Below are 22,389 nucleotides of genomic sequence, written 5' to 3'. Positions count from 1 at the left end.
GATGAGTCACGATCATTCCTTAAATCCAGAAACAATGCCACAAGAACCAGAAAAGGCTACTCTTGAGGGAAGAAATAAATTTTTGGGTTTGTGGTTCTTCCTTGGCGGTGAAACAGTTCTTTTCGCAAGTTTGTTCGGGACCTATCTCGCGTTGAATAACTCAACGGCGGATGGGCCGTCTTCACATGACATATTTGGTTTGGAACTCGTTTTCCTTATGACTGTCATGCTACTAACAAGTTCATTAACTAGTGTATATGCAATGTATCATATGAAAAATAATAACTTTAAAAAGATGCAGCTATGGCTGGGAATAACAGCTCTGCTTGGAATTGGTTTCCTGGCATGTGAGGTCTATGAGTTTGCCCATTATATTACGGATTATGGTTTCACTTTCCGTTCGTCAGCTTTTGGCTCTGCCTTTTACGCATTGGTTGGATTTCATGGAGGCCACGTAGCCTTTGGTTTGAGCTGGCTGATTACGTTAATGGTTCGTAATGCTAAAAGAGGCTTGAATTTATATAATGCTCCAAAGTTTAATACATTCAGTCTATACTGGCACTTCATTGATGTTGTATGGGTATTTATTTTCACAGTTGTATACTTAATGGGGATGGTGTAATTTATGGCAGAGGATACCAATAAAATGAATACCTTCCAAAAACAGAAAAAGAAAGAGGAAATGAAGAAACAGTTAATTTCATTTGTCTTAATGATCGGTCTTACGATAATTGCTTTCTCTCTTGTTGCAACAGGTGCAATGGAAAGTATGTTTATCATACCAGTGCTGATTATTTTAGCGGTGATTCAAGTTGGCTTTCAGTTTTATTACTTTATGCACCTGAAAGACAAAGGGAATGAAATGCCAGCAGCATTTATTTATGGTGGTGTTTTCGTCACTTTTCTGATTCTTGCAGCCTTACTTGTTATCACCTGGTGGTGATTGGATTAGATCGGGAATACGTTTCCCGGTCTTTTTTCTTCGTTTACTTTTTGCTAAAATCGTCACAATATAGAGATGTACAAGTTGATGTTTTGCGTTATAATATAAAAAGGAATGGCAGTAGATAAAATAGCGTTTAATGGTTAAAAATAAGAAGAGGCTTTCGCCAATGATTGGTGATAAGTCATGTTTTTCTAAGGGTGGATTATTATGTGGCTGGAACTACAAATATTTGGATTCCGTGCGCTATGGAGTCCGTATTTTCTAACATATGTTTTGATTTTGGCTTTGCTTTACTTTTTAATAACAGGTCCTTATCGTCATAAATTCGGAGGTACGGAAAAGCCAAGCGGCTGGCAGCAAATCTGCTTTTATTCGGGTTTACTTTTATTATATATTGTAAAAGGTGCCCCAATTGATTTATTGTCACACATAACTTTAACTGCACACATGATTCAAATGGCTATCTATTACCTTGTATTTCCAATGTTGATTATTAAGGGAATACCAGCATGGATTTGGAGCAAGGTTGTTTATGCGCCGGTGGTTAAACCGGTTATAAAACTTTTAACAAAACCTATTATTTCTTTGTTGCTGTTTAACACACTTTTTTCTCTTTACCATATCCCTGCTGTATTTGACTTTTCGAAATCATCATTGATTGCACATACATCCACTTCCATTATTATATTGATTGCAGCTTTTATCGTATGGTTTCCAGTATTGTCACCACTTAAAGAATTTGATACGATGAGCCCCATTTTAAAAATGGGTTATATACTTGCTAATAGTGTGTTAATAACGCCGGCTTGTGCATTAATTATATTCGCAGACCATCCATTGTTCGCGGCTTACACACAAGATGGCGCATGGATGCAGGCACTTTCTCTATGTGTACCTGGAGATGTTTTACAAGGCTTCTCTTCTCCTCTTACCGGACCGGAGATGTTTACATCTTTGAGTACCATGAACGACCAGCAGCTAGGTGGCATTATTATGAAAGTCGTGCAAGAAATTACGTATGGAATTTTACTGGCTCGTATTTTCTTTAAGTGGGTTAGTAAAGAAAATAAAAAAATAGATCCTCTACCAGCGGAGATACATTAATATTAAAACCGTTAGTTTCATGCATTGTTGACGTTTTCTCAATTAGAAAGGATATGTGAAGAAAAAAATGCCTTTTTTACCGACATTAAGCACCTTTTTTATTTTACTAAGCGCTATTTTGGTAGCGTTTGGTTGGAGATTTATAAGCAAGGGCAAGGCAGAAGCGCATAAGAAAACGATGATAGCTGCTGCTATTAGTGCTCTTTTGTTTTTCATTATTTATATATCCAGAACTATTTTTATTGGAAATACAAGCTTTGGTGGACCTGAGGAATTAGAGATTTATTATACGATATTTCTTATTTTTCATATTACATTAGCAACAATTGGCGCTGTATTTGGTGTTATTTCGTTGACATTAGCGTTTAAACGAAAAATTATCAAACATAGGAAACTGGGGCCGTACACAAGTATTATATGGTTTTTCAGTGCGATAACCGGAGTTATGGTTTATCTGTTATTGTATGTTTTCTTTGATGGGGGACAAACAACAAGTTTAATGAAAGCTATATTAGGAACATAGAAGAAGGGTGAGCATATCGCTGCTCACCCATTTTCGAATTAAATTTTAATTTTCCATTTTATAATGCCGGCTTCCTTTGCTGAATTAAATGCAATAACAAACAAGGGTCCTAAAATGAAACCTAGAAAACCCAGTAGCTGCAGGCCGAGAAACATAGCAATTAATGTTGACAGCGGTGATAAACCTATATGCTGTCCCATTACTTTTGGTTCTATTGTTCGTCTTATAGCAAGCAGTATAATTGCCAATACAGCTAATTGTACGCTCATCGTAGTGTCTCCACTTAACAACATGAATAATGCCCATGGTCCTAATATGGCGATCGAACCAATAATCGGGATAAGGTCGACGATCCATATAATCAATGACATGATTAATGCTACTTCCGGAATGATCAGATATAAACCGATTAACGTGACTGCAAGTATAATAAGGCTCACAAGAAATTGAGCTTTGAAAAAACCTAAAAGAACATCGGTTAATCGCTTATTCATAAAGGAAACTTTTTCGGCCGTTTCTTTTGTAAATAAACGATATGTCTTTGATTTTAGCACTGGTAATTCAAGCATAAATAAAAATAAAGCAATTAAATATACAATAAAGCTGATTAAAAAGGATGGAACCTTAGCAAATACCTGTGCTATATTATCTAATGTAATCGTTTCTCTTGCGGTTTCACTTAATGCGGTTAAGTTGTCCTCAATGCTGTTTGATACTTGGTTAACAAATTCAGGGGGCAAATTGTTGGTATATTGTTGAAGGTTTCTTTCCCAATCCTGATAGATGTCATTTAACTCATTAAAATAGGTGGGGACATTTTCCACGAAATTTACAACCTGGGTTGTTGCTTTTGTTATTGCAAATGTTCCTGCTACTCCCATTATGATCAAAAAAAGTAGAAAAACAATAATTACGGATATTTTTCGGCTCATTTTCCCTTTTCGTTGTATGAACCGAACAAGCGGATTAAGTGCCAGCGCCGTGATTAATGCAATAATTAAAGGAATGGATACGGGCAATACAAAGATGATAAATAATAAAAGTATTATAAATAGAAAAATAAGCGACCATTGACGTTTTGAAATAGAACGAAGCAAGTTTATACGATATCTCCTTTCATAGTAATTTACTGATGTGATGTATAATCATGATAGTGATTAGATCGGATTTCATAATCTTGATAAAAAAACCAACTGCTTTGTGATTATGGACGGATGCAGCAGTTGGTTTCATACGTATACTTATTTCTTATACTGGTCAATTTCTTCTGCTAATTTTGTTACCAAATTGTTTGCTCGCTCGACGAGGTTTTCTGGAAAATTTTCATCTTCTCCATATTCAACACCGTGGGGGTAATAGTGTTTCCCGAGTAACGGAGTTAATAGCTTGATTACAGCGTTTCCGCGATCTACATCTCCTTCGATTGCATATCCTTGGACACGAATATAGTATGTAATGTTCTTTTCCTTCGAATCAATTCTATAATCATATGTGACTCGTTCATAATCCCATTGCTCAGCACGAATAAAAGCATGCAATCCGGTAATATGATCCAGAGGTTTAACTTCAATTATAACATCTTCTATCCCAGTATTTTCTAATCTCATTTTATCACCTCGCATATTTATCCTCACTATCCTATAATAATACGAAATGAGGTAACTTGCAATTGAAAAGATAATATGCTTTGTTTCTTTCTTGACAAAGAAATAAGTATACATATCTGCTTAAATACAACGAAGTCGCTTCGACTAGGACTTGGATGCTAACATATATAGGTTTCTAGGAAAGGGAGCAAATTTGGAAGAATTTTCTAATGCCTTAAAATCATATGGAATAATAGATAAAAAAGAATGGATACTTATGTGAAAACATAGGTTGAAGTATATATCTAAAATATGTAAAGGGATGGGTAGTGTTATGCGGGTCATTCGAAATATAGTTATACTGGCTTTACTTGGAATAGGGGGGTTCTATTTATTAGAACTAGATGCTTCCTCTCCTGAGAAAGCAATGGATAGCACAAGTGATGTAGTAGAAAGGGAAAGCCGGATTGAAAGAAAAACAGCTCCTGAGAAAGAACCCCAGCCAATGGAAGAAGGTTTATTTCAGTGGATAGGCGAGTCTCAGCAATCATTAGTTGAGAATTTAGGTGAACCACAGCGTAAAGATTTGAGCGCTTACGAATACACATGGTGGGTATATACAGATAATAGCACGTATACCCAATTTGGTATACAGGATAATGAAATTATAACCGTTTACGCAACTGGAAGTGAGCTGGATACAGAACCGATTCAAGTAGGACAACCATACGACGACGTAGATGAACAATTGTCATTTGTAAGTGAAGTAACATACAATCCGGGCTTTTCTTCTTATACTTTCCAATTGAATCAAGATGACTTGAAAACACGTCCATTAATCAAAATTTCAGATGATGTATTTATGCAAGTTTATTTTGATACATTTACAGAAAAATTATCTTCCATACGTGTTTTAACAGCTGATACATTGCTTAGACATCGCCCATATGAATTGGAATACCGTGGTGATCTACCGGACGAACCCGAACTAACGGATGAACAATGGGCAAAGGTTGAAGAAGGGATGGAAAAACAACTATTTGATATAACGAATGTTATGCGAAATCAGCATGAGCAATCAAAATTGACTTGGGAAGATACTGTTAGTGAAGTAGCATTTTCCCATAGTAAAGATATGGCGGAAAATGATTATTTTTCTCATTATAGCCAAAATGGTGATGGATTAAAGGAACGATTATCCTTCGATGATATATCATATGTTACAGCAGGAGAAAATATCGCAGCACAATATCCGGATGCACCAGCAGCAATGGAAGGTTGGTTGAATAGTGAAGGGCATCGTGAAGCGTTATTAAATGGTGATTATACCCATTTAGGTGTTGGCGTTTACCGTTTTTACTACACGCAAAATTTCCTGGAAAAACCGTAAAAGGCACGTAAGCGAATTCGCCTGCGTGCTTTTTCACTATGATTTCGCACGGTATGCATAAATTTACATAAATTAATTAGTGACTAATGACTATATGGATGAGGTGAATCATATGAGTAGGGGTGAATTGCATCCTACCGTGTTAGAATTCAAAGAATTCATGAATAAACATCCGGTTTTACTTGAGGAAGTAAGAAAGAACGGGAGATCGTGGCAGGAGTATTATGAAAAATGGGTACTACTTGGTGAAGATGACCCTTTTTGGGAGCAATACCGTGAGAACGCTAATAAATCCCAAGCAAAGGAAGAACAGAAGCATACGGAATTATTCAACCAATTGGTGAAACTCACAAAAAATATGGATTTAGACAAAGTACAAGAACAGGTACATCACTTAAACAATACGATTTCCATGATACAAGGAGGAATTAATCAGTTTCAGGAAAATAAAAAGGCAAATTCTACACCTAAAGAACCGTTTAATTGGTTTCGGGATTAAGGAGGAGAAAAATGGATTCTACCAGCTATAACTATTTAGCAAATAATCCTAGAATGGCGATGTTTGTTCGTTATAACCCAATCTGGTACCGATATTTGTCTAGAGAACCAGAGCGAATTAATGAGATTGAAAAGGAGGCAAAAAAGTTTTACGGAAAAACGTTCCCACAGCAATTGGAAAAAATAAATAATCAAGTACAAATGTTTGGAATGCTTATGCGATTTGCTGAGGAAATGAAAGATTAATACTTTTTCCATTTTCATCTGATTCATAAAATGCTATGATAATGGTGGAGGTGTTTATATCATGATAGGTACGATGGAATATGTAGATATACTTGACCACTCAGAACTATTGGGTAAAATGGTATTAGACTCAGATGTCATGAAAGCATATAACCATTCACAAAAAGAACTGAATGAAGATAATGAAGCACAGAAACTAATTAAAAAGTTTAACGATATAAAACGTCATTATGAAGATGTCCAACGATTTGGAAGGTATCATCCGGATTATAATGAAATAATGAAACAAGTTCGTGCTTCCAAGCGTGAGATGGATATGAACGATAAGGTTGCTTCTTTTAAAATAGCTGAACGTAACTTACAGAAGTTACTGGATGAAATTAGTGAGTTAGTAGCATTAAGTACCAGTAAAGATATTAAAGCTCCCAAAGATGGCGCCGCTTTGACGGATAGTGGCTGTGGCTGTGGAAGCGGTGGCACTTGTGGTTGTGCATCTTAAATATAGAATGCTAAATAAAACGTTAGTGAGGGCGTGCTATGAGAATGAATCGGCAAGGCATTATCGTTTGGTTTCAACATATGAAAAATATTAAGCAAATTAAGCGATATGGAAACCTGATTTATACATCAAAAAAATTAAAATATGCAGTTATCTATGTTGATCAATCGGAACTGGAAAATATAGAGCAAAAACTACTGAAGCTTTCGTTTATTTCTAAAGTAGACCGATCGCATAAGCCTTTTCTCCAAACCAATTATGAAAATACAAAGCCGGATAAGGCGAAACAATATGATTATAAAATGGGTATTTAATAGCCTTGCGAATCTTGCGTAGATATTCGCAAGGTTTTTTAATGGGAAATATGGTATAAAGCTAATTATGGTGATTCCCTTTTAATCAACTATCACCTAGCATATGGCAAAAAAATACCTGCAGAAATAATTTCTGCAGGACCCTTTTATAAAAACAAAAGGCAAAGGGAGAGGAGAAACCGGAGGAAGAACTTATGGGGAAGTTTAAGTCTTCTCCGAGTTTTGAAACAACCAAGCTAATAATTAGTTGCCTCATTAGGTAAGTATGTACAATGAAAAAAATAATATACATTCCATGCTAACTTTTTGATCAATTTATTACCTGAGTTTGCTGTTTTTATGGTAGGATTAATGGCAAGTAGCGTAAATAGAGGTGGATTGATGCGTGTAATTTCAGGAGTATATAAAGGTAGACAATTAAAAGCTGTTTCCGGAAACTCTACTAGACCTACAACCGATAAAGTGAAAGAGGCTTTATTTCAGGTTATCGGTCCATATTTCCAAGGTGGAGCTGTCATGGATCTATTTGCAGGAAGCGGATCATTAGGCATTGAAGCATTGAGTAGAGGAATGGACCGGGCGATTTTTGTGGATAAGCATCCAAAAGCAATACATATCATTAATGCGAATGTAGGAGCATTGAAACTGGGGGAACAAACGGAGGTTTTTAAAACAGAAGCATTTCGTGCATTGCATGCCGCTGCCAAAAGAGGCTTACAGTTTGATCTGATTTTATTGGATCCCCCCTATAAGACAGTAGATTATGAGACGTATTTAAATGAGATTGTACAACTCCGTTTATTAAAAAAAGGCGGTTTCATCTATTGTGAACATGATGTTTCTGAAAACCTCCCCAAACATCATGCGTATTTTTCTGTAATGAAACAAACAAATTATGGCGAAACAATCGGTATTACCATTTACAAAAAGATGTAAGGAAGGGAGCCCTATCATGAGCAAATTAGCGATTTGTCCGGGGAGCTTTGACCCAATTACACTTGGGCATTTAGATATTATTCAACGTGGTGCGAAGATATTTGGGCATGTAGAAGTAATTGTTTTTAATAACCAATCGAAAGCCCCGTTATTCACCGTTGAGGAAAGAATGGAACTGATAGAGGAAGCTACAAAAGATTTGCCAAATGTTAGTGTGAATTCTTCTGAATATTTATTAATGGATTATGCAACTGAAAAAAATGCAGATGCAATCATACGAGGTCTGCGTGCTGTGAGTGATTTTGAATATGAACTGCAACTAACATCCATGAATCGAAAGCTTAATCCGGATATTGAGACATTTTATATGATGACAAATAATCAGTATTCATTCCTGAGTTCTAGTATTGTTAAAGAAGCAGCTAAATATAATGCAAATGTTTCCGATCTCGTCCCCGATGTTGTGGGAAAGGCTTTAAAGGAAAAGTTTAGTCGTTAAATGGTTGAACGGATGCTACGTAACATGTTACGTAGCATCGTTCTTTAAACTTCGTCTATATATGATAAATACAGCTATCCCCAAAAAGCCAATTGTGACTAACGGTCCTATTTGTTTTGCCATATCTAAGATCGTGACCCAGAAGCTTTGGCTTGCCTCCTGTGAAACAGGGATATCATCCATTTCAAAGGCTTGTTTATCCAGATACAAAGGTTTATACAAAATAATGGTCAATATGCTGGAAATAATACCATGTAAAAGCCGTGCAAAAAAATATGGGCTAAAGCGTATATCCGTCTTAGCTAATATGCTTGCAACTTGTGCTTGAACGGAAAAGCCGTTAAAACCTAAAATAAAACTTATAAGAATCGCTACTGGTAGGAATGCATCTATTGTTAGTTGGGACAGGCCCTGTGCTCCGATCGTTATCTCGAATAATCCTGATAAAAAAGGTAAAGCTGCGTCAACTGGTAATGTGAGTAGTTGGAATACATATCCAACACAGGTAGCTATGGTAGAAGATATACCAATTAAGAACAGTAATTTTGTAATCACAGAGAAAAGAACAATAAAACCACCAACCATAATTAAGGTCTTAATGGAGTTTAGAACAGCGTCGCCGAGAATTTCGCCTAACGAACGTTCATCTTGTAAGCGTGTTTGATGCATTTCTTTGAAAGCCCGCACAACAGATACTTTATTTTTTCTTTCGCAAGTGTGACTTGCTTGTCTTCTTTATGTCGGTAAAACCGCATGCAGATCCCAACAATTGCATTGCCCAAATAGTGGCATGTTGCAAGTAAAACGCCCAATTTAGCATCATGAAAAAAACCGATGGATACCGCACCAAAAATAAATAACGGGCTCGACGCATTTGTAAAAGAAACAAGTCGTTCTGCCTCTATCTGTGAGAGTTGTTTCTTTTCGCGAAGCCTTGCAGCAATTTTGGCTCCGGTTGGATAACCGCTTGACATTCCCATCATCCATCCGAAACTCCCCACCCCCGGAACATTAAATAACGGACGCATGACTGGTTCAAACAATACGCCGATAAATTTTACAACACCAAATCCTGTCAATAATTCAGCAGTAATGAAAAAAGGAAGTAAAGACGGAAAGACGCTTTCCCACCATATGTTTAATCCGCGAATGCTGGCTTCTAATGCTTGATCAGGAAACTTTAGCAAAGCAAATGCAAAAAAGCTTGTAATCCCCGATAAGAGTATCGTTTTCATTATTGGTTTCAATAGTAAAGCCTCCTAGTAAGTGCCCCTTGCTCTGTACATCTTAAGTAGATAGTAGTAGAATAATTTTAGTTTGTTAGTTTAAATTTTGATGTGCTTTTGGTACAACTCCCTATAAATATACGCACATACACATCCTATTTATGCCATACACTTTTTTTACAGCTGCATTATTTATGTTGGAGCATCGTAGGATATGGAAGGGGCCCTTTACTGATGAGATTTACAAAAAAACATATAATTTCTTTGGTAGTTGTTGTTATTGTGGCTTATTTTCTTGCTGCATATCAGCTTGACTACTATATTCAAAAACCTGGTACAGCAGATGCTTTAAATCCTATTGTCGAAGTAGAGGGAGGCTATGGGAGCGAGGGAGACATGCATCTTGTTACAATCAGTGGTGGACAGGCGACACCTATTCAATATGCTTGGGCGATGATTTTGCCGCATAGTGAAATTGTACCACTTGATCAAGTTCGCCCTGAGGGTATTACAGAAGACGAATATATGCAAGCTCAACTACAAATGATGGAAAGTTCACAGGAAGCATCAACAGTTGTTGCTTATGAAGCAGCGAATGAAGATATTACGATTGATTATGATGGTATCTATGTAGTGTCCGTTGTTGAAGGAATGCCAGCGGATGGCAAACTTCAAATAGGAGATCGTATTATTGAAATAGATGGTATGGATATGCATGAGGCAGAGGACCTAATTAACTATGTTGAAGATAAAGAAGCGAATGATACAATCACCCTTGAAGTTGTACGCGATGAAGAAACGCTAACAGAAGATGTTACATTAGAAGAATTTAGTGATGCAGATAACAAAGTAGGAATTGGAATTAGCTTAGTAACAGATCGCGACGTTACGGTTGATCCAGAAGTGAACTTCTCCAGTGGTAGCATTGGCGGGCCAAGTGCAGGATTGATGTTTTCATTGGAAATATATGATCAACTGACGGAAACTGATATAACAAAAGGATATGAAGTCGCTGGTACAGGTGAGGTTGATTATGATGGAAATGTATTACGAATAGGTGGGATAGACAAAAAAATTGTAGCAGCTGACCGGGAAGGTGTTGATATATTCTTTGCTCCAAATGAAAATGGGGCTGAAGATTCCAATTATCAAGTTGCATTAGAGGCAGCTGAAGAGATTGATGCAGATATGAAAATTGTTCCTGTGGACACTTTTCAGGATGCATTGACTTATTTACAAGAGATCAACACAAACAAATGAGAAAAACAGACCTTCATACATAAGGAGGTCTGTTTTTATATTCGTATTGGTGGCTCTATTTCCTGTTTGCGAAGTTGATTTTTTTGTCTTGGTGGTAGGATGCTGTAATAAGCATCGCTGACCTTTTCTTCGTTAGTTAACATGACATGGGTATTTCGACTTAATTTATCGATAATGGGGACGTCCACTTTTTTCCTCATCTGATTTATATAGGATCTTCCAGTTTGATTTAACCCAAGTAACCGTATGTACGGGACACAAGGGGATTCCAGCATATCCTTCATTTCGTTTTTGGTGGTATTTGTTAAAATATGGACAAACATACGCTGCAGCCTTGTCCATGTATATCTTTTTGTTTTAATTGCTTCCATCCATGTTGTAAAAGATGTGGCATGTTTAGCTGTTTTTTTAATTCGATATTCCAGTCCTTCATCTACCCCGCTGATTGCGGCAAGGTCTTTTGGTGTCATCGTCATCACCCGGTAATGAATCAGTGGAAAATATTTTTCCCATGTATGCCATGAAGTAGCTTCACTTTTATATTGTTCAAGTTGTCGATATGTTACCGAGGGAATCGTTTTAGCAACTTTCGATGTTATAATCCCATTTTCAAATAATGTCTTCCGAATACTTGTGGCACTTGCAATAGAGTTAGTAATCGTTTGATCATGGTAGCCACTGTTTGTGCGTTGTGTGGTTAATGGCTGAATTGGCAGGTTGTTTTCCAGGATTGTTTTAACATAGCTGAACCCGAGTATATTGTTTGGCTTTGCCAAATCCATCGTACCACTTGTTAAACCAATTTGCTGATAGGCGGATCTACTTGCTTCCGGAAAGGATACACCTTGGTCCAGCTGAGATTTCAGTTTTTGTTTAAAAATAGTTTCTTTTTCTTTAAAGGTTTTATAACTTGTTATAAAATGAGAAATATTGCCGGATTCACTGCCAAAGTTAATACTGGAAACTCCTATTTGGTGCAATGTATGAACAGCTCCCGCTGCAAAGTTGTCACTGCTTTGAACGGCATAAGGGTACGGCAATTCCAAAACGATGTCTACGCCTGATTGAAGTGCAGCACGCGCACGATAAAACTTATCGATAATGGCAGGCTCTCCTCTTTGCAAAAAAGAACCACTCATAACAGCAATGATGCAATCAGCTCCGGAAGTTTCTTTTGCATCCTTCATATGGTATAGATGTCCATTATGTAATGGGTTGTATTCAACAATTAGACCACAAGCCTTCATGGGTTCCATCTCCTATTAGGTAAAGATGGTCATTATTGTATCAAAAAAACCCATTATATGCACGATTACATCAAAAAAAAAAAGAGGTTACTGTCATCTAGAATGGGAAAGCTATCCGTATATCTGAAGAAAGAAAAATGTTGACAAAACGCTCCTTTTCTTTTAGAATAATTCATGTTGCCTTGAGGTGATCGTAATGAAATTTATTTTAGGTCAAATTAGAAAAAATGCTAATGATGAACCGTATCCCTTCGATGATGAGGTGGATGTTTCTGAACTGGAAACAATGAAAAATGATATACGTGAAATAAAGCCTGTTCGGGTTTATGGTAACTATATCTATCAGGGTGAGCAGATCATTTTCACTTTTACAATTGTAGGAGAAATGATTTTACCTTGTGCTCGTACATTGGTGGATGTTCCCTATCCCTTTGAGATAAAAGTGGTTGAGGTATTTTCAACGTCACCATATTATGGGGAGGAAGAAGAGGAAAATGAAATTCATCCGGTAGATGGAGAAATACTTGATTTAACCCCATATATTAAAGAAAATATTTTGTTGGAAGTTCCATTTCGAGTATTTTCAAAAGTTGACCAGGAAACAGCTCCTGTTAAAGGCGAAGGATGGGAATTTGTTTCACAGGAATCTGATGAAAAGAAGGTCGATCCACGTTTGAAAAAGCTGGAATCTTTGCTTACAGATGATGATACAAAGCAAGAGTGAAGATTTGAATGTTAAGCTTTCGCAATATAAAAGGAGGTGTAAGTCATGGCAGTACCAAAAAGAAGAACTTCTAAAAAAGTGAAAAACCAACGCCGTACACATAAAAAATTACACGTACCTGGTATGGTAGAGTGTTCCAACTGTGGTGAATTAACAAAGCCACATCATGTTTGCAAATCATGCGGACATTATGACGGTAAGGAAGTTGTAAGTAGCTAATGGATTTATATTTTAGGGACAGGTCACTACGAGGTGATCTGTTTTTTAATTACATAGGAAGTTATTACTTGCTTTGTGTATAAGTTCATTACCGAAAGTAGCCACATTTGACTCCAGCGCCAGCAACTAGCAGGTCTTTCGGTGGGACGAGCATCAGCGCAGTCCCAGGTCTTTCGGTGGGACGAGCTTTTAGCGCAGTCCCAAACTTCACACTTCCTCATTATCATAAAGAAGACTTACTGATTGGTTTCGCAGAGGCTTAGTTTCAATTTATACCCTTGAAGTGTAAGCGAGCATCGGCTCACTTAGTAAAGGGAGGCCGACTAAGAGCGGCTTTGCCGGCCAACGCACTATCCCCTGATGCAGGGGGTGGATGTTTCTTTTTCGCTTTCCAAGTATAAGGTTCACTTTGATTCATCAAGAATACTGGCGATAAGTCAAGTTCATCTAATCTCACCTGCTGGTGGGAAGTTCAACTAAGATCGCCACTTTACTGAGCACACCTGAACCACCAGCAGCGCTGCGCGCAGTTCGCATGTTGCTAACCGGGCGTCCCTAAGTCTTCGTGCTGAAAATAAAAAGGTGGTCTGAGTAATTTTCGATTGAAAAGCATAAAGATTTTATTCTATCACTCCTATTTTTTGCATACAATTGATAGCAAACATATAAGGAGGGATGATATGAACGCAACCCGTCAGGATGCTTGGACAAAAGATGAGGATATTATTTTAGCTGAAACTGTATTGCGCTATATCCGGGATGGTAAAACGCAGCTGGAAGCGTTTAAAGAAGTGGCAGAACAACTATCACGTACATCAGCTGCATGTGGATTCAGATGGAATGCAACTATTCGCAAACATTATCAGGACCGTGTTCAACTAGCGAAAGAAGAAAGAAAACAAAATGGTAGGAAAGATATCTGGAGTTTCACAGAATCAAACACACAAGAAAGAGATACGATAGAAACAGCTATTGGATTATTGGAAAAAATAAAATCAAATTACCCGGATGAAAATAACATAATCCAACAAGAGCAAGGAAAAATAATAAATCAATTAAAAGAGGAGAACGAACAGCTAAAACAGCAACTTCTGCGTTATGATAGTGCTTGGGGGGAGATAGGAAAATTATGGGGATGGGTGAAGAAGAACCATAAAGAATGAAAGTTTTGCAAATAAGAAAGTAGTCAAAAACTTCCTTATTTGCAGCAGTGGAACGAAGGCTTTTGCCGGCTGGCAAAAGCTTTAATTTTTACCATTCATTTTTCGTTTTTAATTGGTAGTTTCTTGTTCTTGAACGCCTTCCGGAAGCCAAATTAACGGGTTTTCTCCTAGGTCTCTTTCCATATCATAATGTGCTTTTTGAAAGCCCATTTTCTCCCAGAAACCATGAGAGTTAATACGAGGGTTTGTTTTAATAGGTAGTTTATGGTCTTTCGCAAAATCAACCAATGCTTTCCCGTATCCCTTACCTTGATAACTAGGTAAAACCTCTAACTTCCACAATGTTAAGTAGTCTTGAGGCGGCTCGAAATAAGCATCATATTTGGCCTTAACCCTATATAAACTCATTCTAGCTACAAGATTATTACCATAGTAAATTCCGTAAAATGGAGATTCACTGTCATTTTCCACGATATTATTTTGCAAGTCTTCTACCATGGATAATTCTTGATTTCCGTATTCCTTAAAATGCTTAAATTCTTCCAATGTTTTATAATTTATTAAAAGCTTTTCAATATTTACATTTGGCATGGTAACGCTTCCCCCTTTTGATGTCAGAATTATCTCTAACACTTATTATATTATAAATAAAAGCAGAATGAAATAAAAGAGCTAATATTTATAAAAAGAAAAGCCAAAAGGGAATCTGTTTGATACAATATAACCCAGAGAAAAAAGAGAGGGGTACAATGAACAATGAAAATCGGTGTTATCGGTGGAGGGTCCATTGGTTTATTTATAAGTGGATGGTTGAGTTCGGTCCATCATATAACTATTTATGTCCGACGTAAGGAACAAAAAGAAAAAATAAATAAAAATGGATTGTTTTTCTCCCATTACCATAAATCCTTTCCAGTGAAATCAATGCTTATAGAAGAAATGAAAAGCGAAGACTGTCTAATTATTTGTGTTAAACAACCACATGTTTCTGGTGTTATTTCATTGATACCTACTGTGAATGCACGTATTCCTTTAATCTTTCTGCAAAATGGGATGGGGCACATAGATAGTATTAAAAACAGGACGCAACCCGTTTTTCTTGGAGTTATTGAGCACGGAGCACGCAGGCTGAGTGATACAACTGTTGAGCACACTGGAGAAGGTAAAGTTAAATTGGCATCTTTTTCTAATTGTGGTCTAAATCTGTATGAGCTTGCAAGCCAATTAAACCAGAATGGTTTCCCCGTAGAAATCGCTGAGGATTGGTCGCAACTTCTAGCTGAAAAATTGATAATTAACGCTGTTATCAACCCTTTAACAGCTTTATTCGGTTGTTTAAATGAAGATGTATTACGTAATCCCTATATACGTAAACTTGCCAATGAATTATGTAAAGAAGCAGCGTTGGTATTGGGGTTAAATTATTCAGAGCAGTGGGATCGAGTCGAAAAGATAACGTTCAGCACAGGGAAAAATATATCTTCCATGCTGAAAGATATAAGGGAAAGCCAGATGACGGAAATAGAGGCCATATCCGGTTATTTACGAAAGAATACAGATAAAGAACTTCCATATACATCATTTGTCTATAACTGTATAAAAGCATTGGAAATGAAGAAAGGAATTAACTAGGTATGGGGAATATTATTATTTATTTCATTGCTTTTTTTATTACCTTTCCCTTTCTAGCGACGATGATTATATATAAAATATCCTTAAAATTATATGGTCATCCATGGAAGGCGATCCATATTTCCGTTAGTTGGACAACAGTTTTCTATATGGTAGCTGTTCTGATACTTGTATCTAACATCTTTGACCGGGAATTTTCTGGCATTTTGCTCATATTGCTTTTAAGTATGCTTGCCGGCATTATCTTTCTACAATGGAAAATGAGAACAGAGATAATACTGACCAAAGCTCTGAAAATCCTTTGGCGGTTGTGTTTTTTACTCTTCTCGTTTTCCTACATTTGTTTTGTGTTGATAGGGATAGTGCAACGGATTATTGTATAGCATAATCTCCTTAAAACAGATTTGGTGAAATTCAAGTTGATTTTATGTACAATACATGGTGGACATTATGAATAGAAGGAGCATGAGTTCTATGCGGATCGATCCGGTGCAATTATATAAACAAAACCAACTGATATATGATTATCGAAACACAAGTGGTCAAATAAGTTATTTTTTTGACTATATGCCTTTTGGAAGCAGTGAACAGCGAATAAATGACTTGGAAAATCGCGTCTTTGACCGCGTGGGATTAGTAGAGGTATTACATGCAATGAATGAGCAGTGGGAAGCTCCTGATTCAACCTATCATAATATAGAACGATTAAAAGAAGATAATAGCGTTGTTGTTATAGGCGGACAGCAGGCTGGGTTAATGACAGGGCCGATGTATACGATTAATAAAATTATTTCCATCATCCAATTTGCCAGACAACAGGAAGCTAATCTAGATATTCCTGTGATTCCCGTATTCTGGATTGCTGGAGAGGATCATGATTTAGATGAAATCAATCATATATACCTGCCGGAAGCAACAAAAATGAAAAAACATAAACTTATTCAACACGGGTTTGAGAAGCATTCTGTATCACATATACATATGGATGCGGCGGAGAGTAATGCATGGCTAAATGATCTGTTTGAGCAATTGACAGAAACACAATATACGAAAGAGTTATATGAAACAATCAAAGGATGTTTGGATAAATCTACTACTTATGTGGATTTCTTTGCACGTGTTATTTATCAATTATTTACCGAAGAGGGTTTAGTGCTAATTGATTCTGCAGATCCGAAAGTCCGTCAATTAGAAAGCAGTTATTTTATTCAATTAATTGAAAACCAAAACATGATAAGTGAAGGTGTGTATACTGCCTTTTCTCAATTACAGCAAAAAGGTTATTCCCTATCGCTGGATGCAGATCCTACTGATGGGCATCTTTTTTATCATAAAAATAATGAACGAATATTGCTTATGCGAAATAATGACGGGGAATGGGTAGGAAAGCAAAATGAAGTCCGTCTTACAACGGAGGAATTAATAACCATTGCAAAAACGCATCCTGAGCACTTGAGTAATAATGTTGTAACCCGACCTTTGATGCAGGAATTGCTATTTCCCTCATTAGCGTTTATAGGCGGACCTGGAGAGATAAGCTATTGGGCTGCATTAAAACCTGCTTTTCATGCTTTAAATATGAAAATGCCTCCTGTATTACCGAGACTTTCGATGACATATATCGATAGGAATGTAGAAAAGTCCTTAAAGCGATTTGACATTCCTGCAGTAGAAGCTGTCAACCAAGGTATAAAGGATATAAAAGGTCATTGGCTTGCGTCAAAGTGCAATCCACCGGTTGAACAAGTGGCCAATGAAATCAAAGCCACTATCGATAAAGCTCATGCTCCCTTAAGAGATATTGCTAGGGACACCCGCTCCGATTTAGGTGAGTTAGCAGATAAGAATTTATATTATCTTTATCGTGATATTGAATACCTTGAAGATCGAATTTTGAAAGCACTTCAGGAAAAGTATGCAAAGGAATTATATGAATTCGATCATATTAATAATGTACTGCGACCTTATGATGGTCTGCAGGAGCGAATCTGGAATCCCTTTCCCCTGGTCAATGCATATGGAATTGATTTTATAAAAAAGATAACAAACGCATCCTGTTCATTTGAACATGATCATTATCTTGTTTATATGTGAGTGTGTGTTCAAAAGCACCCACTTTCCACCACAATTTAATAAAATAGTTTCAGGAGCTGTCTTTCGTTGAAAAGACAGCTTTTTTTATGTTTCTAAAAAGAAATTGAAACACATGGTTATTAATGGATTTTATTTTTTTTGAATTTATGGTGGTGAATAGTGGGGGAATGTGGTAACATAAAAAATAGAAAGTGGGGCGGACTATATGTTCATGGGTGAATTCCAACATAACATTGATACAAAAGGTAGAATTATTGTCCCTTCCAAGTTTCGTGAAGAGCTTGGTGCGTCTTTTGTTGTGACCCGTGGACTTGATAAATGTCTGTTCGCTTATCCGATGAATGAATGGAAAATGCTAGAGGAAAAACTAAAGAAACTACCGTTAACCAAAAAAGATGCTAGGGCATTCACACGTTTTTTCTTCTCCGGAGCAGTGGAATGCGAAGTAGATAAACAGGGAAGAATAAACATTCCACAATCCCTTAGAAATTACGCGGCACTAGATAAAGAATGTGTCGTCATAGGTGTATCGAATCGAATTGAATTTTGGGCAAGCGAGAATTGGGAAGATTACTTCAATGATTCCGAGGAATCTTTCGCTGAGATTGCTGAAAACTTAATGGACTTTGATATTTGAAGCCAGACAGCAATCTAATGTAGGGATAGGAAGATATCAGAAGTAGGTGTATGGATGTTTGAACATTATAGTGTATTAAGAGATGAATCGATAAAAGGGCTGGATATTGATCCAAGTGGTACATATGTAGATTGCACATTAGGTGGCGGCGGTCATGCTGAACAAATTGCTTCTCAATTGGATGAGAGTGGTTTACTGCTTGCATTTGATCAGGATTTGGAGGCATTAGAGGCTGCCAAGAAAAGATTAGAACCATATCAAAATCGAATTGTTTTTATCCACGCTAATTTTCGATGTTTGCAAGAGCAATTGGACAGGCACCATATTAGTCATGTGGATGGAATATTATTTGATCTTGGTGTATCTTCACCACAATTGGATGAACGTATAAGAGGCTTTAGTTATCAATATGATGCCAAACTTGATATGCGAATGAATCAAGTTCAGGATCTTACCGCTTTTGAGATCGTAAATTACTGGTCCTATAATGATTTGGTATCCATATTTTTTAAATATGGAGAAGAAAAGTTTTCGAAACAAATTGCGCGAAAGATAGAAGCATATAGAAAGACAGAACAAATCCATACCACATACCAATTAGTGGAGATTATTAAAGACGGGATACCTGCTCCGGCACGAAGGAAAGGTGGTCATCCTGCAAAACGCATTTTTCAAGCATTACGCATTGCAGTGAATGATGAATTGAACGCATTCAATGATGCGCTCCATCAAGCTGCAAAAGCAATTGATATACATGGAAGAATCGTCGTCATTACGTTTCACTCTCTTGAAGATAGACTGTGTAAACAAGCGTTTAAAAAATGGAGTACGCCAAAGGAGATGCCAAGAAATTTACCAGTAATCCCTAAGGGTCATGAACCTCCTTTTAAACAAATTACCAGGAAGCCCATTGAGGCAAGTCACACTGAGTTGGAAACGAATCGACGGTCAAGATCGGCAAAATTGCGTATTAGTGAAAAAGTCAAGGAATGGAATGAAGAATTTACCTATGGGGAAGGGTGGACAAAATGATGAGTGCAAATCAAGCCAGAAGTTGGGAACAGACAGAACCGATACAAACACCAAATAAAGAACGGCAGGTTGCTGTTAAAGTACGAAAACAAGGATGGATAACCAAAGGTGAAAAAATTATATATTCGGTAGTAGCTGCTTGTTTAATATTTGCCGGGATAGGTATGGTTTCCTTCTCATCATCTACGGATACATTAAATCGAGAAATGCAAACATTAGAACAAACCGTGCAAAACCAAGAAGTAACAAATGAAGCCCTTCTATTTGAGGTGAAAGAATTAAGCAGACCAGAAAGAATTACACATATCGCAAAAGAAAATGGATTACAAATACAGGATGCGGAAGTAATGCAAGCAAACGCAGCTTCAACGAATTAATCAAGGGGCACATGTTATGAGAAAAAATAAAACAACTCACCTCATGGCAGGAATTTTAATCCTATTCTTTGTTGCCGTTTTTCTAGTTATAACAGGCAGGTTCTTGTATATACAGGCAACTGGTGAAATTGATGATGTTTCATTAGAAGATTGGGCTGATGAAAAGCGAACATCGGCTTATCTGTTAGAAGCAGAACGAGGACAAATTTTTGATAAAAATGGAATGACCTTAGCTTATGACAGACCAACATATCGATTATACGCAATCGTTGATGAAGCTTATTCAAGTGACTTAGAATCTCCGGATCATGTAACAGATCCCCAGAAAACGGCTGAATTACTGGCTCCCATATTAGATATGGAGGCGAGTACCGTATTAGACCAGCTGCAAAGTGGTATAGATGGGGAGCAGTTTCAAGTAGAGTTTGGCAACGCAGGAAAGGAACTATCACAGCAAGAAAAAGATGAGATTGAGGAAATGGATTTACCGGGAATTAAATTTGAAAAAGAAGCCCTTCGTTATTATCCAAATGGAATGTTTGCCTCTCATATTATAGGATTTGCCAGAGATGCGGAAAGAGAAACAGACGAAGGAGAAACCGTGAGAGAAATCACCGGTGAAGTTGGTATGGAAAAAGAAATGGATGAATTATTAAGTGGCCAAGATGGGTATATATCTTATCACCGTGACAAGTATAATAAAAAGCTATTGGATCCAAACGAGGTGATTCAAAAGCCTGAAGATGGTGATGATGTTTATTTAACCATTGATCAGAAGATACAGACCTTACTCGAGGATACGTTGTCTCAAGTAGAGGAGGAGTACGATCCGGAACGTATGACAGCAGTTGTGATGGACCCGAAAACGGGTGAAATTGTAGCGATGAGTAATCGACCAAGTTATAATCCCAATAACCCGACAGATGTGGAAAATTGGTATAATGATGTGGTTTCAAATCCGTTTGAACCAGGGTCTACCGTTAAAATGTTTACATGGGCTGCCGCAATCGAGGAAGACGTCTATAACGGGGATGAAGAATATAAGTCAGGTACGTACCGTCCTAATGAAAAAATAGCTCCGGTACATGATCACAACCACGGGGAGGGATGGGGAACCATCTCTTATGATGAAGGATTTAGACGTTCATCAAACGTAGCTACTGCCAATTTACTCTGGGAGAAGCTTGGAGCAGAAAAGTACTTAGACTATATAGATGCATTTGATTTGGATAAGGAAACAGGAATTGATTTACCCGGTGAAGTTTCAGGTGAAATTCTATATAATTGGCCGTTGGAGAAAATCACCACCTCGTTTGGCCAAGGTAGTACTGTGACTCCAATTCAGCAAATGAAAGCTGCAACAGCCATTGCAAATGGCGGAAAAATGCTTCAACCATACGTAGTTCAAGAAGTTGTGGATCCATCAACAGGAGAAGTGATTACAGAGAAATCACCGGATGTTGTAGGTGAACCAATCTCTGAGGATACTTCCGAGCATGTTAGAAATTTACTTGATTCTGCTGTGAATGGAGAAGACGCAACCGGCGAAAAATACAAACTGAAGGATTATACAGTTGGAGGCAAAACCGGTACTGCGCAGATACCTAATCCTGATGGGTCTGGTTATGCAAATGGACGTGAAGATCATGTATTTTCATTTTTGGGGATGGCTCCTATAGACGATCCGGAGCTAATGATGTATGTATCCGTCAAACAACCCGAATTGGAGGATGATGAGTCAGGTACGGATCCTGTTTCGTTTGTATTTAATAATGTTATGGAAAGTAGTTTACACTATTTGAATATCGATCCTGACAAAGATGAGGATTATTCCGTAGAGCATGTTACACTACCACAAATAGTAGGGACAGATGCTTCACAAACGGAAGAAGCGTTAACTGATCAAGACTTAAAGGTTACAACAATAGGATCAGGTGAAGTCGTAGCTGCCAATGTACAAGAAGGAGATGAGGTGCTTCCAAATGACCGTATTCTTTTAGTTACAGATGAACCGACAATGCCAAATATAACGGGTTGGTCATTGAGAGAAGTGCAGGAACTGGCAGATTTAACAGACTTAAAAATAGAAACATTTGGCAATGGGTATGTTGAAACACAAAATATTGAAGAGGGTACGTTACTTAAAAAAGACGACTATCTTGGAGTGGAATTAACTCCCCCGAATGAGGATACTAGTGACGATGAATAAATAAAGTAACAGGTAATAACAGTGTTCT

The 22,389-nt window shown here is 37.3% G+C and carries 28 protein-coding genes; 22 read left to right on the top strand and 6 right to left on the bottom strand.

The genetic code is table 11. The annotated features are described in order from the left end of the window. The first annotated feature begins 1 nt into the window (after position 1). From KFZ56_RS12000 to KFZ56_RS11985, 4 genes are all read left to right on the top strand, one after another. A complete protein-coding gene (locus tag KFZ56_RS12000; protein WP_222642158.1) occupies positions 2 to 622 on the top strand; it encodes a cytochrome (ubi)quinol oxidase subunit III in 621 nt (206 codons plus the stop codon). Between the two features lie 3 nt (positions 623 to 625). After that, positions 626 to 943, top strand: a complete 318-nt coding sequence (gene ctaF / locus KFZ56_RS11995; protein ID WP_222642157.1) for a cytochrome c oxidase subunit IVB — start codon at positions 626 to 628, stop codon at positions 941 to 943. A 210-nt stretch (positions 944 to 1,153) separates the two neighbouring features. Beyond that, positions 1,154 to 2,050, top strand: coding sequence for a cytochrome c oxidase assembly factor CtaG (gene ctaG / locus KFZ56_RS11990; RefSeq protein WP_222642156.1), 897 nt, complete (start codon positions 1,154 to 1,156; stop codon positions 2,048 to 2,050). Positions 2,051 to 2,117: 67 nt separating this feature from the next. Next, a complete protein-coding gene (locus KFZ56_RS11985; protein WP_222643978.1) occupies positions 2,118 to 2,573 on the top strand; it encodes a DUF420 domain-containing protein in 456 nt (151 codons plus the stop codon). 38 nt (positions 2,574 to 2,611) lie between these two features. On the opposite strand, the gene ytvI is transcribed toward KFZ56_RS11985, so the two are convergent. Together ytvI and KFZ56_RS11975 are read right to left on the bottom strand one after the other, a co-directional pair. Continuing rightward, entirely contained in the window at positions 2,612 to 3,670 is a 1,059-nt protein-coding gene (ytvI, locus tag KFZ56_RS11980) for a sporulation integral membrane protein YtvI (protein ID WP_222642155.1), read from the bottom strand. 144 nt (positions 3,671 to 3,814) lie between these two features. Beyond that, a complete protein-coding gene (locus KFZ56_RS11975; protein WP_222642154.1) occupies positions 3,815 to 4,180 on the bottom strand; it encodes a YugN family protein in 366 nt (121 codons plus the stop codon). A gap of 313 nt (positions 4,181 to 4,493) precedes the next feature. Between KFZ56_RS11975 and KFZ56_RS11970 the strand changes: the two genes are divergently transcribed. The 7 genes from KFZ56_RS11970 (at position 4,494) to coaD (ending at position 8,541) form a co-directional block, all read left to right on the top strand. Continuing rightward, positions 4,494 to 5,549: a CAP domain-containing protein gene (locus KFZ56_RS11970; protein WP_222642153.1), complete on the top strand. Its 1,056-nt coding sequence runs from the start codon at positions 4,494 to 4,496 to the stop codon at positions 5,547 to 5,549. A 112-nt stretch (positions 5,550 to 5,661) separates the two neighbouring features. Next, complete coding sequence (locus KFZ56_RS11965; protein ID WP_222642152.1) at positions 5,662 to 6,048, top strand: YlbD family protein; 387 nt, start codon at positions 5,662 to 5,664, stop codon at positions 6,046 to 6,048. An 11-nt stretch (positions 6,049 to 6,059) separates the two neighbouring features. Further along, on the top strand, positions 6,060 to 6,293 hold the full coding sequence (locus tag KFZ56_RS11960; RefSeq protein ID WP_222642151.1) for a YlbE-like family protein: 234 nt from the start codon (positions 6,060 to 6,062) through the stop codon (positions 6,291 to 6,293). A 61-nt stretch (positions 6,294 to 6,354) separates the two neighbouring features. Further along, positions 6,355 to 6,792 carry a YlbF/YmcA family competence regulator gene (locus tag KFZ56_RS11955; RefSeq protein WP_222642150.1) on the top strand — a complete coding sequence of 146 codons (438 nt, stop codon included), beginning with the start codon at positions 6,355 to 6,357 and terminating at the stop codon, positions 6,790 to 6,792. 38 nt (positions 6,793 to 6,830) lie between these two features. Beyond that, positions 6,831 to 7,106 (top strand): YlbG family protein, encoded by a 276-nt coding sequence (locus KFZ56_RS11950; protein ID WP_222642149.1) that lies wholly within the window; start codon positions 6,831 to 6,833, stop codon positions 7,104 to 7,106. A 381-nt stretch (positions 7,107 to 7,487) separates the two neighbouring features. Then, complete coding sequence (rsmD, locus tag KFZ56_RS11945) at positions 7,488 to 8,042, top strand: 16S rRNA (guanine(966)-N(2))-methyltransferase RsmD (RefSeq protein ID WP_222642148.1); 555 nt, start codon at positions 7,488 to 7,490, stop codon at positions 8,040 to 8,042. Positions 8,043 to 8,058: 16 nt separating this feature from the next. Then, positions 8,059 to 8,541 (top strand): pantetheine-phosphate adenylyltransferase, encoded by a 483-nt coding sequence (gene coaD, locus KFZ56_RS11940; protein WP_222642147.1) that lies wholly within the window; start codon positions 8,059 to 8,061, stop codon positions 8,539 to 8,541. Positions 8,542 to 8,568: 27 nt separating this feature from the next. Here coaD and KFZ56_RS20175 read toward each other — a convergent pair whose 3' ends face one another. Together KFZ56_RS20175 and KFZ56_RS20170 are read right to left on the bottom strand one after the other, a co-directional pair. Then, entirely contained in the window at positions 8,569 to 9,210 is a 642-nt protein-coding gene (locus KFZ56_RS20175) for a hypothetical protein (RefSeq protein ID WP_309228294.1), read from the bottom strand. Next, positions 9,174 to 9,788, bottom strand: a complete 615-nt coding sequence (locus tag KFZ56_RS20170) for a nucleoside recognition domain-containing protein (RefSeq protein WP_309228293.1) — start codon at positions 9,786 to 9,788, stop codon at positions 9,174 to 9,176. The genes KFZ56_RS20175 and KFZ56_RS20170 overlap by 37 nt, the downstream gene beginning before the upstream one ends. 213 nt (positions 9,789 to 10,001) lie before the next feature. Between KFZ56_RS20170 and KFZ56_RS11930 the strand changes: the two genes are divergently transcribed. Continuing rightward, complete coding sequence (locus KFZ56_RS11930) at positions 10,002 to 11,027, top strand: SepM family pheromone-processing serine protease (protein WP_222642146.1); 1,026 nt, start codon at positions 10,002 to 10,004, stop codon at positions 11,025 to 11,027. Between the two features lie 35 nt (positions 11,028 to 11,062). Here KFZ56_RS11930 and KFZ56_RS11925 read toward each other — a convergent pair whose 3' ends face one another. Beyond that, entirely contained in the window at positions 11,063 to 12,274 is a 1,212-nt protein-coding gene (locus tag KFZ56_RS11925; RefSeq protein WP_222642145.1) for a nucleotidyltransferase, read from the bottom strand. Between the two features lie 196 nt (positions 12,275 to 12,470). Here KFZ56_RS11925 and KFZ56_RS11920 point away from each other — a divergent pair, with 196 nt between their 5' ends. From KFZ56_RS11920 to KFZ56_RS11910, 3 genes are all read left to right on the top strand, one after another. After that, on the top strand, positions 12,471 to 12,998 hold the full coding sequence (locus tag KFZ56_RS11920; protein WP_222642144.1) for a YceD family protein: 528 nt from the start codon (positions 12,471 to 12,473) through the stop codon (positions 12,996 to 12,998). Between the two features lie 45 nt (positions 12,999 to 13,043). Next, the gene (gene rpmF / locus KFZ56_RS11915) at positions 13,044 to 13,217 is read left to right on the top strand and encodes a 50S ribosomal protein L32 (protein ID WP_222642143.1); all 174 of its coding nucleotides are present in this window, start codon (positions 13,044 to 13,046) and stop codon (positions 13,215 to 13,217) included. Between the two features lie 680 nt (positions 13,218 to 13,897). Continuing rightward, complete coding sequence (locus KFZ56_RS11910) at positions 13,898 to 14,380, top strand: RsfA family transcriptional regulator (RefSeq protein WP_222642142.1); 483 nt, start codon at positions 13,898 to 13,900, stop codon at positions 14,378 to 14,380. Positions 14,381 to 14,488: 108 nt separating this feature from the next. Here the strand turns inward: KFZ56_RS11910 and KFZ56_RS11905 are convergent, their stop codons facing one another. Beyond that, on the bottom strand, positions 14,489 to 14,971 hold the full coding sequence (locus KFZ56_RS11905) for an N-acetyltransferase (protein WP_222642141.1): 483 nt from the start codon (positions 14,969 to 14,971) through the stop codon (positions 14,489 to 14,491). A gap of 165 nt (positions 14,972 to 15,136) precedes the next feature. Between KFZ56_RS11905 and KFZ56_RS11900 the strand changes: the two genes are divergently transcribed. The 7 genes from KFZ56_RS11900 to KFZ56_RS11870 all read left to right on the top strand — a co-directional run bounded on the left by KFZ56_RS11900 (position 15,137) and on the right by KFZ56_RS11870 (position 22,361). Beyond that, the gene (locus tag KFZ56_RS11900) at positions 15,137 to 16,012 is read left to right on the top strand and encodes a 2-dehydropantoate 2-reductase (protein ID WP_222642140.1); all 876 of its coding nucleotides are present in this window, start codon (positions 15,137 to 15,139) and stop codon (positions 16,010 to 16,012) included. Between the two features lie 2 nt (positions 16,013 to 16,014). Next, the gene (locus KFZ56_RS20070) at positions 16,015 to 16,395 is read left to right on the top strand and encodes a DUF3397 domain-containing protein (RefSeq protein WP_222642139.1); all 381 of its coding nucleotides are present in this window, start codon (positions 16,015 to 16,017) and stop codon (positions 16,393 to 16,395) included. Positions 16,396 to 16,486: 91 nt separating this feature from the next. Further along, positions 16,487 to 18,106 carry a bacillithiol biosynthesis cysteine-adding enzyme BshC gene (gene bshC, locus KFZ56_RS11890; RefSeq protein ID WP_222642138.1) on the top strand — a complete coding sequence of 540 codons (1,620 nt, stop codon included), beginning with the start codon at positions 16,487 to 16,489 and terminating at the stop codon, positions 18,104 to 18,106. 205 nt (positions 18,107 to 18,311) lie between these two features. Next, positions 18,312 to 18,743, top strand: a complete 432-nt coding sequence (gene mraZ, locus KFZ56_RS11885; RefSeq protein ID WP_222642137.1) for a division/cell wall cluster transcriptional repressor MraZ — start codon at positions 18,312 to 18,314, stop codon at positions 18,741 to 18,743. A gap of 54 nt (positions 18,744 to 18,797) precedes the next feature. Continuing rightward, on the top strand, positions 18,798 to 19,775 hold the full coding sequence (rsmH, locus tag KFZ56_RS11880; protein WP_222642136.1) for a 16S rRNA (cytosine(1402)-N(4))-methyltransferase RsmH: 978 nt from the start codon (positions 18,798 to 18,800) through the stop codon (positions 19,773 to 19,775). Beyond that, positions 19,775 to 20,152: a cell division protein FtsL gene (ftsL, locus tag KFZ56_RS11875; protein ID WP_222642135.1), complete on the top strand. Its 378-nt coding sequence runs from the start codon at positions 19,775 to 19,777 to the stop codon at positions 20,150 to 20,152. The genes rsmH and ftsL overlap by 1 nt, the downstream gene beginning before the upstream one ends. A gap of 16 nt (positions 20,153 to 20,168) precedes the next feature. Further along, entirely contained in the window at positions 20,169 to 22,361 is a 2,193-nt protein-coding gene (locus KFZ56_RS11870) for a penicillin-binding transpeptidase domain-containing protein (protein WP_222642134.1), read from the top strand. The last annotated feature ends 28 nt before the right edge of the window (positions 22,362 to 22,389 follow it).

This window comes from Virgibacillus sp. NKC19-3 (genome assembly GCF_019837165.1).
Taxonomy (GTDB): domain Bacteria; phylum Bacillota; class Bacilli; order Bacillales; family Amphibacillaceae; genus Virgibacillus_L; species Virgibacillus_L saliphilus.
The sequence above is the reverse complement of the archived record's forward strand: the minus strand, read 5'-3'. Positions and strand labels throughout refer to the sequence as shown.